This is a genomic window from Marmoricola sp. URHA0025 HA25, from assembly GCF_054059435.1.
Genome location: NZ_JBSSCD010000001.1, coordinates 1,586,820 through 1,602,932, shown reverse-complemented (window position 1 = coordinate 1,602,932; position 16,113 = coordinate 1,586,820). Strand labels below are relative to the sequence as shown.

Sequence of the window (16,113 nt, the reverse complement as noted above, 5' to 3'; positions counted from 1 at the left end):
GGCAAGGGTGAGCTTCGCGATCACAGCCGGAATGCGACTGATGTGCCGGTGGTGGCGTTCGACCATCTGCTACCGGGAATTCATCGCGACAGCGCGCAGATTCCAGTCAATCTCGTTGCTGAGGCTGCAGGATGAGCCGCCAGTCTCCATAAGGGCGCTTGCGCTCAGTGGACGGCCTGTCAGCGCCCGACGAGCGCATTCCGGGCAGAACGAGTGGCGTGGTCGAGAGAATGACGCGACCGTGTCCGTTCACCACGACGCATTCGTCGCGGGAAGCGAGCAACGGGAGCGCCTTCGCCTCCAACCGAGCGAGCGGCACGTCCGCGGCGACCACGGCGACCACGCCCGAGCGCGCCATCACCGGGTGAGCCAGCGTGAGGCCGTAGGAGTTCGTGCAGGCGTAGTCCACGTACGGGCCGGACACGTGCGATCGGCCGGTGTGTTGCGGGGTCGTGTACCAGTCTGTCGTCGTGTAGTCGTAGAAGTCCGGGGCAGCTGGGTCAAGATTGACACGAAGCGACTCGGCCGCGCGCCCACCTCGGTCCCACCACCATTCGAGGTGGTGGCTCTTGTCGGAGAGCACATCGGGTGCCAGCGCCACGCCTGCGCCGATGACGAGATCAGTGTGCTCGCGCAGAATCCGGTGTATGCGCGGACGGAGATCCGCCAGGCCGGCGCTGGCGAGCTGCGGGTTCGAGCCCAGCAGGTCGGTCGCCTGATCGGCGAGCTCGGATATGTCGTCGAGGATCCCGTCGAGCAAACCCGTCACGAGCCCGAGAGCCTTCGGGATTCGCCGGGTCTGGCCAGATGCCCTTGCGGGGCTCATCGATACAGCTCCAAGCGCCGAGCGATCAGACGTGCAGTATCAGCGACGACCACCCGCTCGGCAGAGGCGGCGGCGAGCCGCCCGTCGCCATGGGCGATCGCGTCGATCATCCGGTGCCGTTCCACCACCACTGCGGCGTGATCGTCGTCAGCGCGATCCCACCACATCAGGTCACCGACCCGACTGAGCACGGCGAGCTCCTCCCGAGCAAGAACCGCGGACTGGGCAGCCGCAGCCACCTCGACGATCAGCACCATGTCGGCGCGCCGACGCTGGCTCGTCGTGTCCGCCTGCGCCAGGCGGTCCAGGCGTCGCCGTAGCCCACTGACCTCGTGCGGCAGCGCACGATCAGCGGCGAGCGCGGCAGACATCGACGAGATCGCGCGTCGCAGATCGCCCAACTCACGCAGGTCGTGGACCGAGAAGGCCACCAGTCGCTGCCGCAGCAACTCCTCGCGGCTGAGGCCGGCGCCAGAAGGTGCCCCTGACCCACGCACGAATGTGCCGCCGCCGCGTCCTCGCCTCGTCTCGACGAGTCCGCGTTCCCGCAGGATCGCCAGCGCCTCCCTCAGCGTGACCGGCGCGGCGCCAAGCTCGTCGGCCAGCTGGAGCTCCGAAGGCAGCTTCTCACCCTCGAGGATCAAGCCAACCTGGATGGCTTCTGCCAACCGACCGGCGATGTGTTCTGCTCGCGCCACGGGCTCGATGGAGCCAAGGAGGGCAACAGAGATCGCCGTCGTGAGACCAACGGGTGCGGGCAGGACCGCCTGTTGATCAGGGGTCTCCCCCGCGACCGCTCGATCACGCTCAGACATGAGAACCATTGTGGCAGATGAGTGAAACGAAGCATTGACACTATAAACATATGGAGTCATAGTGTTGAATCGAGCACACCGAGGAGGGGGAGCGAATGGACATGCATGCTGGAGCCGTTGTGGGTGCAATCGTCATGGTCGCGAGCGGAGCGACCGGAGCCGTTTACTACGGCAGCGGGACCGGCGAGTCCGAGAGGAGCACCGCCCACAAGGTTACCTTCACTGTGGTCGAGCGGGCCACCAGTGACACCGTGGTCGACAACGGCGTGGCGGGAGACTCCGTGGGCGACCTCATCGCCTTCGGAAACCCGATCTACAACGCCACCAACACCGTGCGTGTCGGGCGTGACCAGGGCTCGTGCGTGCGCACGAACCCGGGGAAGTCCTACGAGTGTGAGTGGACACTGATCCTGCCCGAAGGTCACATCGTCGCTCAGGGCCCCTTCCAGGACAGTCACGACTCGACCATGGCGATCACCGGAGGGACTGGGCGCTACAGGCACGCCTCCGGCCAGATGGTTCTGCACGCCCGCAATGCCACGTCGTACCAGTTCCGGTGCACGGTCTACCAGTGAGCCCTTTCGGGCCTCCCCCGAGCGCGACCGGGGCCGCACTCCGTCGCGGTACTCCGCGGCAGCAGATCCATCAACCATGTCAGCCAAGCAGGAGGTAGTCACATGTCATTGGTGCTCAAGAGGGCCGCATCGATCCAACCTGAGCCGCTGGAGGTCGATGGCGGGCGGCTACATCTCGTCGACGTCATCGCCCAGGCAGAGGGTGCGCCGGTATCCGCCGGCGTGCTCGAGATCTGGAATTCGAAGGCCGTCGAGTTCGACTACGACAACGACTGCGCGGTGTGCTTCATGCTCGAGGGCGAGGTGGAACTGACCGAAGGCGGTGAGACGCACCGCTTCGAGCCCGGCGACGTACTGTACGTACCTCAGCAAAGTGGCCTCGTGGTCAATTGGCACACGCCCTCATACGGGAAGGTCGCCTACGTCACCTACCCCCACTGGCGTTGATCTGGCGCGTGCTCGGGAAGGTTGCAGTCGGGCTCGAGCACGACCCTCAACCGGCTGCGGCGGCTGAACGCTCTGCCGTAGCGCGGGTGCGCCACAGCGTGTCAGCCCGCGTATCCCGAGGTCAGGCACGGAGTTCTGCGCACTGCAGTGCCGAGGTGGCAGCTCAATCCGAGATGTCGGCTCCGAGTCCTGGCATCGGGGAGGGCAGCGGTGGGCCGTAGGCGAGGTACTCAGACAGGGCGGCAGCCTCGGCCACGGAGAAGCGACTGAGGTCGCCCGACAGGGGCTCGAGGATGACCTCGGCACCAGCCAACCGCGGGTCGTGCAAGAACGCGCGCCGGCTCACTGGGGTGTCGAGCAAGGCGATCTCCACCGCGGCAGCCAGCGTGGCATGACTCGCCGCGTCGTGGTCGAGCCAGCCCTCGTCCGGAGCGCCAGCAACACATGGTCCGGTGACCCAGCCCACTCCCCAGATGCCGGGTTCGTGCAGCGGGTCGCCGTCACCGACCCACAAGAACACCTGGTGACCGTGCTGCATGGCTGCCGATCGCTCGGTCGGGCTCACGGACCATCGACGCACCAGACGATCCTCTGCTGCGAAGACCAGGTGCGAGGCATATACGTAGGGCGAGAGCTTGAGCACCCATGCTCCGAGCGCGTCGCCGTCGTCGGCAGCTGGGGTCGATGTGTCCTCCGAGTGCCGGTCCAGGACGCCGGGAACGTCGTCGGTAGCCGGGGAGACCTGGATCGACGATCCGCTGCTCGATCCTCGTCGGATCGCACCCTGCGCCTCGAGTGCGTCGTAGACGTCTTGGCGCAACTGTCGGAGACGTCGATCCTCGGCCACGCTGAGCTCGGCGACGGCGACCCACCAGCGGGCCATGCCCGCGATGCGCGGCGACACCGACATCCACCCCTCGATCGAGGACGGCTTGCCCGGACGCGACCTCAGATACGCAAGTGAGGCGTCCGTCAGCTCGATGAACGCTGCGCCGCTCACATGCTCCGACCGCACCTGGCCGGCGTCGGCCCGAGCCGCTTCGGCCAGTCCTTCGTGGAGGATACGAGCGACAGCTGCGGCTTCCTGGCCAGTGGCGTCCATGACGACTCCCCTTCCGGGGTCGAGGCGAGACGAGGCGCGGCGACGCTCCGTCGATGGACAGTCTAGACCTATATCTTCTGGATCCATAGTTTTAAGGCAACTTGGATCCCGGCCATAGAACGCGTGTCAGCCCCGGCGACTCCCGCAAACCTGCGAACCGCTGTCCGCCGAAAGGCCAGCTGCCTGACTCTGGTCCCCACCCCGCGCGGCCAGGTGGGCTCCAGCGGCGACGAATGCGCGGATGGTGTCAATGAGAGCTACTGCGTCCTGGGCGGAGGGCCAGGTCGACATCTTCACCGAGACTGTCCGTGTCGCCCGGTCCACCATCACCATCTGACCGTGAATTCCCAAGCAGAGCTGCAGTTCCGCCACGGGGCCAGGTACGAACCAGAACTGGTTGCGGTACCACCCACCCGTGAGGTACGGCTCGGACGACGACGCTGCGAAGGCCTTCCGAGTGGCGTCGTCCAGAGTGCGAGCCTGACGCAGCCATGCTTCGGGCACGACAGACCTTCCCCCAACCTCTCCGTGATCAAGGAGCATCTGGCCGAACCGAGCCATGTCTCGGGCGCGAGCCGACATGCCGCCGTCATGGACCGCGGCACCGAGAGCGTCACAGGTGATTTCGGCCTCGAACTCGGCACCGAGCGGTTGCCACAGCAGGTTCGAGATCAGCTCTGCCATCGGTCTCCCCGAGGCGCGTTCGCACACCCAACCCAGCAAGTCGGTGTCAGCGGAGCGATAGACGAAGCTGCCACCATGTTCGCCGTCACGACCGACGGACGCCAAGTAGGCGTACATGCCGCCTGCCTCTTCGCCAGGAACCGCGGGGCGCCAGCCCATCGCGCGCTCCATGAGACGCACCTCGGCGTTCGGGTCGGTGTACTCCTCGCTGTAAGCCACACCAGTGCGCATGTCGAGCAGGTGACGGACCGTCGTGCCGCCATATCCGGAGTGCGCGACCTCAGGGACGTACCGGGTCGTCGGTGCATCGGTGTCGAGCACCCCTCCCTCGGCAAGGATCCCCGCGATGCAGCCGACGACCGACTTCGACACTGACATGAGCAGATGCGGCGTCTGTGCGGTCATCCCGTTGTCGTAGGTCTCGTGCACGACCATGCCTTCGTGCAAGATCACCACGGCGTCGGTCCACGTCTCGGCGATGACGCTCTCGAGTGTCGATACGCCGCCGTTCAGCCGTCGCACGGTGACATCAGATGGGTCGAGGAGGCGCTCATGGGCCGTCAGCGAGCGGCTGGGCCCCGACCCCTTGGCGATCGGCTGCGTGGGGATCAACTCGCGCACGTGTTGGAAGGCCCAGCGGTTGAACGGAGGGTCCTGCCAGTTCGCCAACGTTACCTCTGCTCCGCCCGGGGGTGAGAAACCTGTCATCGGTGACTCCTCAGTCGTGCGATCGATCCTACGGTCCCCGTCCTGGGCGGCGCGCTCGCACAGCCGACGGCGGGCGCGGTCCGAGATCGTGGCCGCGATCCCACCAGCCCACTCACTCAACGTTCGGGGCCGGCGCCCTTTGGAATGACGTGCCATTGCTTCCCTCTCGCTCATGTACCGCTCCCCCACCAGGTGTCACCGCATCCGACTGCTGCCGACCGTGTCTACTCAGGTGGGTGACTCGCTCAGGCTGCTCCAGAGTTGTGCCATCGGGCGGACGCCGAGCTGACGTACCACCATTTGCGCGGCCTGGCCGACGCTCTCGGTGAAGGTCGGGAACGCGAACTGAAGCTCGGCCACCTCTTCGATCCGCATGCCTGATGCCATGCAGACCGCGACCATCTGGATGACCTCCGCGGAGTACTCGCCGAGCACATGGGCGCCAACGATCCTTCGGTGCGCCGTCTCGACGATCAGCTTGCAGAAGCCATCTGGTTGTCCGTCGGCGACAGGGCGCAACAGGTCTTCGTAGCTGGCTACCGCTACCACGCATTCCTGGCGGTCGCGGGCTTGCTCTTCGGTGAGACCGACGCTGCCGTACTCGGGGTTGGTGAAGCTGCCAACCGGAACGACGTCGTGGAACGCAGGGCGCCCGGAGCCCAGCACTGCATTCTCGGCGGCGACGCGTCCCTCGAGGACGGCGCTGGCAACCAGCATGCTGTTTCCGTTCACATCACCCGCGGCGAAGATGTGCGGGACGTTGGTGCGGAGGCACTCGTCCGTGGCCATGTACCCGGCGTTCGTCACGACACCAGCAGCGGACGCATCGACAAGGTCTGCGTTCCCGGGCCAACCAACAGCGAAGAATGCGGCGTCGACGTCGACCTTCTCCGGCCGGTCGGCGGCGTGGTAGTCGACCCGCACACCAGCGGAGAGCCGTCGGAGCTGCTGGACTGCCGCGCCGGTGATGATCTCGATGCCACGTCTTCGCAGAGCCTGCTCGAGCGCCTCTGAAACATCGTGATCGGCGCGGGGCAAGATCCGCGGTGCGAACTCGACCAGGGTCACGGCACACCTGAAATCCGCCAGGATCGAAGCGAGCTGGCACCCGGTGTCGGCGGCACCGATGACGCACACCCGCTCGGGCAGGGCGGGCAGGGTACGGACATCCTCATAGGTCAGACCGTGCTCAGCGCCTGGAACGGGAAGACGGCCAGGTCGTCCTCCCACCGCAACGATGAACCTGTCGGCCCGCCATGTCTGACCACCAGCCGCAGCAACGGTGTTGCAGTCGAGGAAATGCGCGTCGCCGACGTCCTCGACAAGGTCCACCCCCGCCGCCCGGACGTGGTCGGCCATGCGTTTGCGCTCGTAGGCGTGTCTCGACACCCGCTCGGCATTGGCCAGCGTGCCCGCCAGATCCACCTCCGGGCGCCGCCCCCGAAGACCGAAGGCCTCCCACGAATTCCAGTCACGGACGAGACGGGCAGCCCGAGCCAAGGCCCGCACGGGTGCCGGGCCGCTGTTGAAGGCGGTGCCACCCACTCGCCCGCGTTCGATGAGCGTGACGTGCGCACCCAACTCGGCCGCGTGAAGGGCTGCCGAGACTCCAGCAGGGCCGCCGCCGACGACCAAGACCCGCATCGCAGATGTCCCTACTTCAGGTACGCCAGATGGCTGGCACGGGGTGGCAACTCGTCGGCTGGGGTAGTTACGTACCTGCTCTTGATCCCCTCGATGAATGCCACGCACTCGTCGGTGAGGCCCCGATCGGTCTGCATGCGCGCCTTGGTGACGAGGATGCCGAGATCGGCGCCCTTGTAGAGGTACTCGCCCTCGCCGTGCACACGAAGGAAGAAGGCATCGTCGGTGTCGTGCAGGTCGTGCCAGTCGAGCGTGTTGCGCTCGAACTCCAAAGAGCCGTCCGGCTGGAGCCGGTAGATGCCCGTGGTAGGTGCATCGTCGATCAGCCTGACCTGCGGGTCGGAGGTCTTCATGATCAACTGGCTCCACACATCGACCGCCGCGAGCTCACGCCACCGTTGGTTGATCTCGGCCACGTCGAGGTCGTAGTCGACGTCAAGATGCTCCAGCAAGTGGAACAGGAACAAGGGAACGTCGGCATACGCGCCAGCCGTCACGTTGGTCATCGAACTCGCCCCGGAGATGCGGGGGTTCAGTTCACCGAGGTAGACCTCGTCGCTGTCGGTGTCGACCAGGACGTCCACCTCGAAGAACCCGTGGTAGCCCTCCTCCCGCAGCCGGTCCCCCAGCCGCGACACGTGCTGGATCGCGCGGGCCCGCTGGTTCTCGGTGAGCGCCTCAGGATAGAGGTCGTTCCCGCACCAGCCGCCCCGGTAGGGGGTGAGCTCGAGGTATCCGGTCAGGTCCGTCATGAACGGACCGACCACAGTGCCGTGGCGGGTGTTGACGGCTTCGACCGCTGTAGCGAGATTGTTGATGCGCTTCATCACCTTCAGCAACTCGCCCGCGATCTCGGTGGCGCACTTGTTCCAGTCTTCGCGCGAGGCCACGAAGAACGTCGTCTTTCCGGAGTCGCCGTACGCCGTCTGCAGGACGAGGTCCGAGCCGAGGCCGGCCGCGGTGGCCTGCGAAACGAGGTCCTCGTAGTCCGCCACGGTCGTCAGGACGTTCGGCACCGAGGGGGCACCTGCCTCGTTCCCGAGCCGCGTCGTGGTGATCTTGGAGTCCAGTCGGTTGCGCAGCTCGTACGACGGCAGGATCAGGTCGTAACCCTCGTCGCGGCAGATCTGTTCGGTCCGCTCGTCGGTGAACACCATCGCCACCTTGGGACGGTCGCCGGGACGCTTCACGGCCCTCAGCATCCGCTCCTTCACCGCGGGGTGGCGCAGCAGGTAGTTGTTGATGTCCTCGCCGCTCGTGAACTCCTCGTGCTCGATCTCCTCGGGTGAGAAGACACGCGGGTGGTGACCGTCCCACGAGTCGAAGTAGGAGATGAACGACAGGTTGCGCACCCACCGGTCGAGGCCCAGGAGGTTGAATGCTGTCGGTCCCACGAAGAAGATCGGTACTTGGTTCGTCCGGAAGAACGCGCGTATCTCGGACATGTTGCGCAAGTGCCGGCGCGAGCCTGCACTGTCCCCACTCGCCGGGGCGTCGGCGAGGATGGCGACTGCGGACGAGGTGGTCTCGCCCGGGGTTGGTTCAGCGGTCGGCACGAGCGGCGGCTCGGGGCGGCGGTTGGAGCACACGATGGGTCCCTTCGGTCAGGCGATGAGCGTCGAGCGTTTGCTCGTGTAGCCACCGAGGGCTTCAGCTGCGCCGACAGCGCAGTTGAAACCCAGAGTGAACAGATGGGGGTCGCGCGGCGCCGGCCAGCTCGAAAGCTTGACGACCACCGTGTCGTTGTCCGGGTCGACGTATAGGAGCTGCCCGTGGATGCCGATGCAGAGGAGTTGACGACCACCCTGCTCGGGCACCCAGAACTGGTTGCGATAGATCGTCGAGACCGCCATGGGCGCGAGCGCGGCCGCTCGATCGAGCCCGGCCACGAAGGCCGCGTGGGAGTCGTCGCCACCCGATCGGGTATCCCTGAGAAACTGGATCGGGACGACTTGCTTGTCCCCGACGGCGCCCCCATGGAGCATGAGCAGACCGACGCGGGCCAGATCGCGCGGGGTGAGCGCGAGCCCTCCGGCGTGGTGCGCGTCGAAGGCAGTGTCAACTGCCATCGATCCCAGGGTCTCCAGGCCGAGCAGCCCCAAGAGCTCGTCCTCCAGCAGTTGCGGCATGGCGCGACCAGCGATTCGCTCCAACACCCACCCGAGCACCTCGGTGTCCAGTGATCGGTAGCTGAACGAGCCTCGGCTTGCGGCGACCCGTGGGGTGTTGAGGACCAGTCCGTGCAGGGTCGGCGGCGCGGGGACCGTAGGCAGCAGAGCCCTCACGATCAGGCCCAGCTCGCTGTCAGGATCGTCGTGGACCTCCGCATAGTCCCCGCCGGTCCGCATGTCGAGCAGGTCCTGCACCGTGGCTCGTGAGTACCCGCCCATCACCTCCGGGAGGTAGCGGCTGACTGGGTCCTCGCGGTCGAGCAGCTCCTGGTTGACGAGGATGCCGGACAGACAGCCGATGAGTGATTTCGTGATCGACATCAACGCCTGCGGCGTCGTCTCGACCTCGGGCTCTGCGTACCACTCCGCCACCACGTCGCCACCGTGGACCACGACGAACGCATCTGTATGCGACTCAGCCAGGTGCTCCTCGACGGTCGTGACCCTCCCATCGCTCCCCGCCAAGGTGGCGTCGAGCAAGGAGCCATGGCGTCGGGGAAGGACCCGCACCGGACCTGTCCCGCGGCCGACCGGCACCCGTAATCCCACCGGGATCACCGGAGAGCATCCAGCTCGCGCGTCCCGACCATGCCCGATAACATACAGGATTAGAGGATTAAATGCAGGCTGGTGGGAGCCAGTTGCTGTCTCGGTCAAACGCAGGAGGACATGTGCAGGAGTTCGTTGACTTCCTCGGCAGGCATTCTCCGTACGACCGGCTCGGCTCAGACGAGCTTTCGCAGCTCGGTCGCCACATCAACGTCGCCTACTATCCCGCCAACACGACGATCATCGACAGCACCACCGGCACGCTCGACTACCTGGGCATCGTGAGGACCGGGGTCGTGCAAGTCCTCGATCGGTCGGCGGTCGTCGACGAGCTGGGCCCTGGCGACACCTTCGGCCAGTACTCGGTAATGAGCCGCCAGGCGCCGTCCATGACCGCTCGAGCCGCCTCTGACACGCTCATCTACTGGCTGCCCGACCCACGCACGGTCCTAGACCATCCGGAAAAGCTCGCTTTCGACAAGGCCGAACGCAGCTTCGGCCGCCGCACCCTCATGACCAGCAACGCGGTGGACTCCACACTGAGGCCGGTGACGGACTTCATGGCACCGCCGCTTTGGTGCGAGAGCCACCAGACCATCCGCGACGCGGCACGGATGATGACCGACGAATGGCGCTCCTGCGTCCTGGTTCAGCTGGGTCACGACATCGGCATCATGACCGACAGCGATTGCCGCAAGCGCGTCGCGACCGGAGAGATCTCGGTCCAGGCGCCCATCTCGACCATCGTGTCTGCTCCGGCGATCACGATCCGACCTGACGCGACCGCGGCCGAGGCCTTCATCGCGATGGTCCACCACGGGGTCCACCACCTGGTGGTGGTCGACCGCGGCGGCCGGGTGGTTGGTGTGTGTCGCGTGATCGACCTCGCGGCGGCAGAGATCAGGGATCCGTTGACGATCCGGTCGGCGATTGACTCCTCCCAGGACATGACGCAACTCGCCGACGCGGCGACCCAGCTGCGACCGACCGCCGTCGCGCTGTACGACGCCGGCGTCCCCCCGCTGCGGGTGGGCGCCTTGCTCAGCGCCATGGTCGACGCGATCCTCGAGAAGATCGTCCGGTGGACAGAGCCGTTCGACGTCAGTGAGAACGACTTTGCCTGGCTGGTGCTGGGCTCGCACGCGCGCCGAGAGCCCCTGCCGACGTCTGACATCGATACGGCCATCATCTGGGCCGGTTCCTCGGCGAGCGACAGAGGGGAGCAGTTGCGCGCGGCTGCGGAACGAGTGATCGCAGGATTGGAACTCTGCGGACTCGAACGCTGCCCCGACGGGGCGAATGCGACCAATCCACTGTTCAGTCGTTCCTATGACGAATGGCTTCAGCGAGCCGGACAGTGGCGCGAGCACTCCGATGCCAACGGCGCCGTGCTGCTCGGGGCCATGCTGGCGGACAGTCGCCCGGTGACGGGTCTGCTGCTCGGTCGCCGGCTCACCGAGAGTGTTCAGGCGCTGCCGGGGGACGAAGCTTTCGTACGCCGCGTCCTGGCCGAGTCGCTGGTCCACCGTCCGCCGATCGGTTTCGTCAAGGACTTCATCGTCGATCACGACGGCGCCCACCGTGGACAGCTGGACCTCAAGCGCGGCGGACTCCGCCCGATTGTCGCCATCGGACGCTGGATCGCACTTCACACGAAGTCCGCGATCGCCAGTACCCAAGACCGGCTGCAGCTCGGCGCGAACGAAGGCCTGCTCAGCGAAGACGAAGCCGCGCAGCTCCGCTACGCCCATCGAGAGATCTACGAGATGCTCTTCACGACCCAGATCGACGCACTCCGCGACGGTGTAGCCGCGACGACCTGGCTCGACCCACGTGACATCGACTCGTTGCGTCGTCGTCACCTGCGTCAGTCGTTCAAGGCGATACATCAGGTCCAAACGCGCCTCGACACCGAGTGGCTGGGCCACACGAGGTGAGCTGGATACGTCCTACTCGAACCTGGACCATCCCGTTGAAGACCGACTGGCGCGCCGCCCGATTCACGGTGATCGACGTGGAGACCACCGGTCTGAACCTCAAGGCCGACGACATCGTCTCCATCGGCGTGGTGGACGTCGTCCAGGGATGGGTTGACAGTGCCACCTCTTGGTACCAGCTCGTGCGGCCAAGCTGTGGGATTGGGATCGAGGCAGCCAAGACTCATGGACTGACCCGCGACGAGCTGGCCTCAGCTCCCGACATTGCCGATGTGATCGGTCCGCTCCACGAGCGAATGCGAGGGTCCGTGCTCGTCGCCCACGCAGCGTGGATCGAACGGGCCTTCATCGACCGTGCGCTCGCGCCGCTTCGGTGGAGGATGCCTCGAGACTTGGTCGACACCGCAGGCCTCTCTCAGGCGGCAGGGCTGTCGACGAAGGCCGGCCACGCGCCCCACCTCGAGTCGCTTGCTCAGGAGCTCGGTCTGCCAGTGTTCACTCCGCACCATGCACTTGGTGACACCATGTCGACTGCAATCATCATGATTGCCTTGGCGACCCGACTCGAGGCCGAGCGGGGCAGTCTCTTGGTCGGCGACCTGGTTCGGATCTCCAGACACGCAGATCGGTAGGTCAGCGGTCGAGCGGGCGCTGGCGTCGGCCCGCAGCAGAGGTACAAGATGCCGGCGGCGCCGACCTCGTTCATCCAGTTCGAGCCGCTCGTGCCTGGTTCCTCCTAGCGCCGCACAGGTCGGCCGCGTGGTGATCACCTCGCTACTCATCAGTTCCTGTAGCGGGCTGTCCACCGCAGGCAAGCTGAACACGCCTACATGAATCTCGACGTCCTCGAAGTGGATCACGAGCGGGTCGCAGGCCAAGTAGCCCCCGATCGCGACAGCGAGTCGTTCGGCGTACGGCGTCGCCGGAAACACTTCGAGGTGATCCTCGATGCGATTCCACTCCATCCGCAAGAGGTAGGTCCCGGGTTGGCCCGCGCTGCGCCGGAAGCTCACATCGCGGCAACCCGGGACTAACGCGGCGGTGTGCGACCGCCCGGAGCAAGGGCATGCTCGCCAAGCCGAAAAGTGGCTCAAAGATGCGAAATTCGAAGTATCGACGGGTTATGGATCGAAACGCAGAACCCCGCCCGACCTGTCTTCGCAGGTCAGGCGGGGTTCGGTGGCTCCCCCGGTTGGACTCGAACCAACAACCCTCCGGTGCCAGACGTTGAATTGCAGGCCCACTGCCGGAAGGGCTTGCTCCGTTGCGCCGACGGTTGCTCGCGTTTGCGCTTATGTGCTTTGACCTGCGGAAACGCACGATCGAGGCACTCGCGACCGCGTCAACCCAGATCGTCACAACCGCCTCACCATTGATCAGTCTTTTGCACCCGGGCGCGCACTTGGGAGCCGCAAAAGTGGCACAAAAATGTCAACGCTCGCATCGCAGCGCCCTTGGCCCGACCCTACTCGTTGTCCACCCCGCGAAGGGGCGGGAGAACCGTGAATGCCACTGCACAGCGATGCTCGTAGGCAGCGACTGCCTTCGAGCACGTCCAGGCCGCGGCGTCGCCAGGAGTACGACTTCTGAGCGCGGCAACCGCCTTCCGAGACGCGGTGATACGCCCGTGCATGTGCCGCCTGGTGTGCCTACGTGCAGCGCCGTTCGCTCCGCGGCGTCTAGGTCTGGGCCGGCACGAGAAGACGGCCCGCCCAGACCTCGAAGCGACGTCAGAGGACTTCCGCGCCCAGGGCGAGGTCGAAGGAGGAACCGAAGCACTGCCGTCAACACTCTTCGTCCCCACAGGCTGGACCGTCGCGGCCGGCGGCTCACCTCGGGGCGGCGATCATGCCGCCCCGTCGGTCGGTACCCAGTCGAAGCCTTGCAGGGCGTCGCGCAGCTGCTGCCGCGACGTGATCGATAGCTTGGCGAAGACCTTACGGAGGTGCCACTCGACGGTGCGGGGGCTGAGGAAGAGACGAGCACCGACTTCGGGGTTCGACAACCCGGCTCGCACCATCACTGCGATCTGACGCTCCTGCGGCGTCAATTCGTCGTTAGCGGTGAAGCGGCTGGCTCGTCGCCCGACCTTCTCTCCGGCTGCCAGAAGTTCTCGACGCGCCCGTTCTGCGAAAGCCTCCATGCCGATCGCGTCGAACATGTCGTACGCCTTCCGCAGAGACTCGCGGGCATCCTCGCGCCGCCCATTCCCTCGCAGCCACTCACCGTGCAGGAGGTGCGCCCTGGCCAGCTCGGGGCGCAACCGGGTGCGGCTCAGGCGATTCACGGCTTCAGCGAACAGCTCCGTCGAGCGGTCCTCATCTGCCAGCAGCGCCCGCGAGCGAGCCAGGACCCCTAGTGCCCAATCGGTGCCACAAGGTTCTGTCGCGTCCTCGAGTCGGGTGAGCGCCGCCCGCGCGGTCTCCTCGTCTCCCGCACGCGTCGCCGCTTCCACCATCTCCGGGAGCGCCCAGACCGAGATCCAGAGGTCGCCTATATCCGCACAAACGCGAGCCGCGCGTACGGCGTCGTCGTACTTGGCGAGCCCGTTGTACAGGATGGCAGCGGCCCAGTTGGCATACGTGACTCCCATGAGTTGATGCGCCGCGCCCGCTTGCTCGGTGATCGCCTGGATGAGCGGCGCAGCCTCTGGCTCTCGGCCACGAAGCGCGGCCAAGATGAGGCCCGCGCTTGGCGCCAGCTGAGTGCCGATCGCAGAAGCTGCCAGATCCCCTTCGGCGACGATGACTTCAGCGGCGGCGAAATCGCCGGTCCAGATCACAGTCACTGCTTTGGAGACGAGGTGGATCGGAAGCTCGGTCAACGCACCCGCCGCTCGGACCACATCGACCTCGCGGCTGTGCACGGCGCGCTGGAGTGCGTCGTCCCAGATGGCGGCAAAGACACCGCTTGCCTGCCAACCCCAGGTGAGCACATCGCGAGCCGGTAGCTCGGCGATGGCTTCCGCAGCCTCCTTCAGCAGGGGGATAGCTGCCGCCCGACCGTCGGTCACCAAGCGGGCGCAACCATCCAGCACGAGGTCGAGCGGCCGCGGGTCAGCGGTCAAGGGCGGCAGTGCCACGACTGCACGGGAGATCTTCTCGACATTCTCTTGGTCGGCGGCGAGCACGGCCGCCGACCCCCAGGCGACCAGGTAGGTCTCCCTCGCGAGGGCCATGTCCAGCGGCTCCAGGCGCCGGGCTGCTTCGACCAGCAGCGGGATGGCTTTGTCGCTGAGCCCTGAAGCGAAGGCGATGTGACCCTGGATCAGTAGCGCCCTCGCCTCCTGCGACTCGTCCTGCGCCTCCCGGCTCGCTATCTCGGCGAACCGGCCGGCGGTCTCGAGGTCGGCCGCGTGAAGGCTCGCGCGCGCCGCGGCCACGGCTCGGTCGGCACGTCGGGCCGCGTCGGTGGTGAGGGTCACGGCTCGCTGCAGGAACGCGGCTGCTGCTGGCAGTCCGCCTCTGGCTTGAGCCCTCTCTGCAGAGCGCTCCAGTTCGGCGGCTACAGACTCGTCGGGACCGGCTGCCGCGGAAGCGAGGTGCCACGCTCGACGGTCGGGATCGAGGTCCTTGTCGGTGACCGCTGCCAGGGCACGGTGGACCGTACGGCGATCCGACGAGTTGGCCGCGCCGTACACCGCTGAGCGCACCAGCGGGTGCCTGAAGGTGACGCGTTCGTGAATCGCCAAGAGATCCTCGGTGTCGTTGTCGAGGGCGGTGCTGAGCTGGATGCCGAGGCGCTCCGCGGCTCGCCACATGATGGCCGGGTCCCCGACGGGCTCAGCCGCGGCGATGAGGAGAAGCGTCCTGGTGCCCTCAGACAAACCGTCGATGCGACGCTTGAAACTCTCCTCGATCCGATCCGGCAGCGCGCCAGCCTGCAACAGACCGAATCCGCCGGCCAACTCGGTGGTGGTGAGGCCGCGAGGAAGCTCCAGCAGGGCCAGCGGGTTGCCCCTGGTCTCCGCGACAATCTGATCGCGGATGTCCGCATCGAGCCGCGCGCGCGTGACCCAGTTCAGGAGGACGCGGGCGTCATCGTCACGGAGACCGGCGAGTTCGAGCTCCGGCAGCCCGAGGAGCCCCACCGGCGGTTGCCGCGCAGCGAACGCGATTGCGATCGGTTCAGCAAGGAGTCGGCGAGCGACGAACCCGAGAACCTGGGCCGAGGAGATATCCAGCCACTGTGCGTCGTCCACGACACAGAACAGCGGCTGGTCGTCGGCAGCCTGGGACAGGAGGCTGAGCGCCGAGAGACCGACAAGAAAGCGGTCAGGGGGTGGACCGGTCTGTATGCCGAACACCGTTGCCAGAGCTTCGCTTTGCGGTGCCGGAAGCTTGGGCAGAAAAGGCAGGAGTGGCGCGCAGAGCTGGTGCAAGGCGGCATAGGCGAGCTCCATCTCGGATTCGACCCCGAGTGCACGGAGGATCCGCATGTCCTTCGCTCTGCCGACGGCATGCTCCAGCACCATCGACTTCCCGAGCCCGGGGCCTCCACGGATCATGATGACCCCGCTCGTCCCGGACCGAGCCGATGCCAGCAACTCGTCGAACCGGTCGGACTCGGCGTCGCGTCCGAACAGGCGGCCGTCCTTTCCGCCGGGGAACAGGCGTTCGTTGACCTCCATCTTTGGTCGCCTTCCCTGTTCAAGA

12 protein-coding genes are annotated in these 16,113 nt (G+C 66.3%); 4 read left to right on the top strand and 8 right to left on the bottom strand.

The window, feature by feature from the left end:
- Positions 1-106 precede the first annotated feature (106 nt).
- Together ACVW00_RS07820 and ACVW00_RS07815 are read right to left on the bottom strand one after the other, a co-directional pair.
- Complete coding sequence (locus ACVW00_RS07820) at positions 107-769, bottom strand: PDC sensor domain-containing protein (RefSeq protein ID WP_457110335.1); 663 nt, start codon at positions 767-769, stop codon at positions 107-109.
- 53 nt (positions 770-822) lie between these two features.
- Positions 823-1,641 carry a FadR/GntR family transcriptional regulator gene (locus tag ACVW00_RS07815; protein WP_457110334.1) on the bottom strand — a complete coding sequence of 273 codons (819 nt, stop codon included), beginning with the start codon at positions 1,639-1,641 and terminating at the stop codon, positions 823-825.
- A 119-nt stretch (positions 1,642-1,760) separates the two neighbouring features.
- On the opposite strand from ACVW00_RS07815, the gene ACVW00_RS07810 reads away from it, so the two are divergent.
- Positions 1,761-2,216: a dirigent protein gene (locus ACVW00_RS07810; protein WP_457110333.1), complete on the top strand. Its 456-nt coding sequence runs from the start codon at positions 1,761-1,763 to the stop codon at positions 2,214-2,216.
- 102 nt (positions 2,217-2,318) lie between these two features.
- Positions 2,319-2,663, top strand: a complete 345-nt coding sequence (locus ACVW00_RS07805; RefSeq protein ID WP_457110332.1) for a cupin domain-containing protein — start codon at positions 2,319-2,321, stop codon at positions 2,661-2,663.
- A 163-nt stretch (positions 2,664-2,826) separates the two neighbouring features.
- Here ACVW00_RS07805 and ACVW00_RS07800 read toward each other — a convergent pair whose 3' ends face one another.
- The 5 genes from ACVW00_RS07800 to ACVW00_RS07780 form a co-directional block, all read right to left on the bottom strand.
- A complete protein-coding gene (locus ACVW00_RS07800; RefSeq protein WP_457110331.1) occupies positions 2,827-3,765 on the bottom strand; it encodes a hypothetical protein in 939 nt (312 codons plus the stop codon).
- Positions 3,766-3,891: 126 nt separating this feature from the next.
- Entirely contained in the window at positions 3,892-5,118 is a 1,227-nt protein-coding gene (locus ACVW00_RS07795; protein ID WP_457110330.1) for a serine hydrolase domain-containing protein, read from the bottom strand.
- A gap of 267 nt (positions 5,119-5,385) precedes the next feature.
- The gene (locus ACVW00_RS07790; protein ID WP_457110329.1) at positions 5,386-6,801 is read right to left on the bottom strand and encodes a dihydrolipoyl dehydrogenase family protein; all 1,416 of its coding nucleotides are present in this window, start codon (positions 6,799-6,801) and stop codon (positions 5,386-5,388) included.
- 11 nt (positions 6,802-6,812) lie between these two features.
- Positions 6,813-8,357 carry a biotin carboxylase gene (locus ACVW00_RS07785; RefSeq protein ID WP_457113087.1) on the bottom strand — a complete coding sequence of 515 codons (1,545 nt, stop codon included), beginning with the start codon at positions 8,355-8,357 and terminating at the stop codon, positions 6,813-6,815.
- Between the two features lie 48 nt (positions 8,358-8,405).
- Positions 8,406-9,452: a serine hydrolase domain-containing protein gene (locus ACVW00_RS07780; protein ID WP_457110328.1), complete on the bottom strand. Its 1,047-nt coding sequence runs from the start codon at positions 9,450-9,452 to the stop codon at positions 8,406-8,408.
- A 191-nt stretch (positions 9,453-9,643) separates the two neighbouring features.
- Between ACVW00_RS07780 and ACVW00_RS07775 the strand changes: the two genes are divergently transcribed.
- Together ACVW00_RS07775 and ACVW00_RS07770 are read left to right on the top strand one after the other, a co-directional pair.
- Entirely contained in the window at positions 9,644-11,458 is a 1,815-nt protein-coding gene (locus ACVW00_RS07775; RefSeq protein ID WP_457110327.1) for a putative nucleotidyltransferase substrate binding domain-containing protein, read from the top strand.
- A gap of 35 nt (positions 11,459-11,493) precedes the next feature.
- Entirely contained in the window at positions 11,494-12,090 is a 597-nt protein-coding gene (locus ACVW00_RS07770; protein ID WP_457110326.1) for a 3'-5' exonuclease, read from the top strand.
- Positions 12,091-13,304: 1,214 nt separating this feature from the next.
- On the opposite strand, the gene ACVW00_RS07765 is transcribed toward ACVW00_RS07770, so the two are convergent.
- Entirely contained in the window at positions 13,305-16,088 is a 2,784-nt protein-coding gene (locus tag ACVW00_RS07765) for an ATP-binding protein (protein ID WP_457110325.1), read from the bottom strand.
- Between the last annotated feature and the right edge of the window lie 25 nt (positions 16,089-16,113).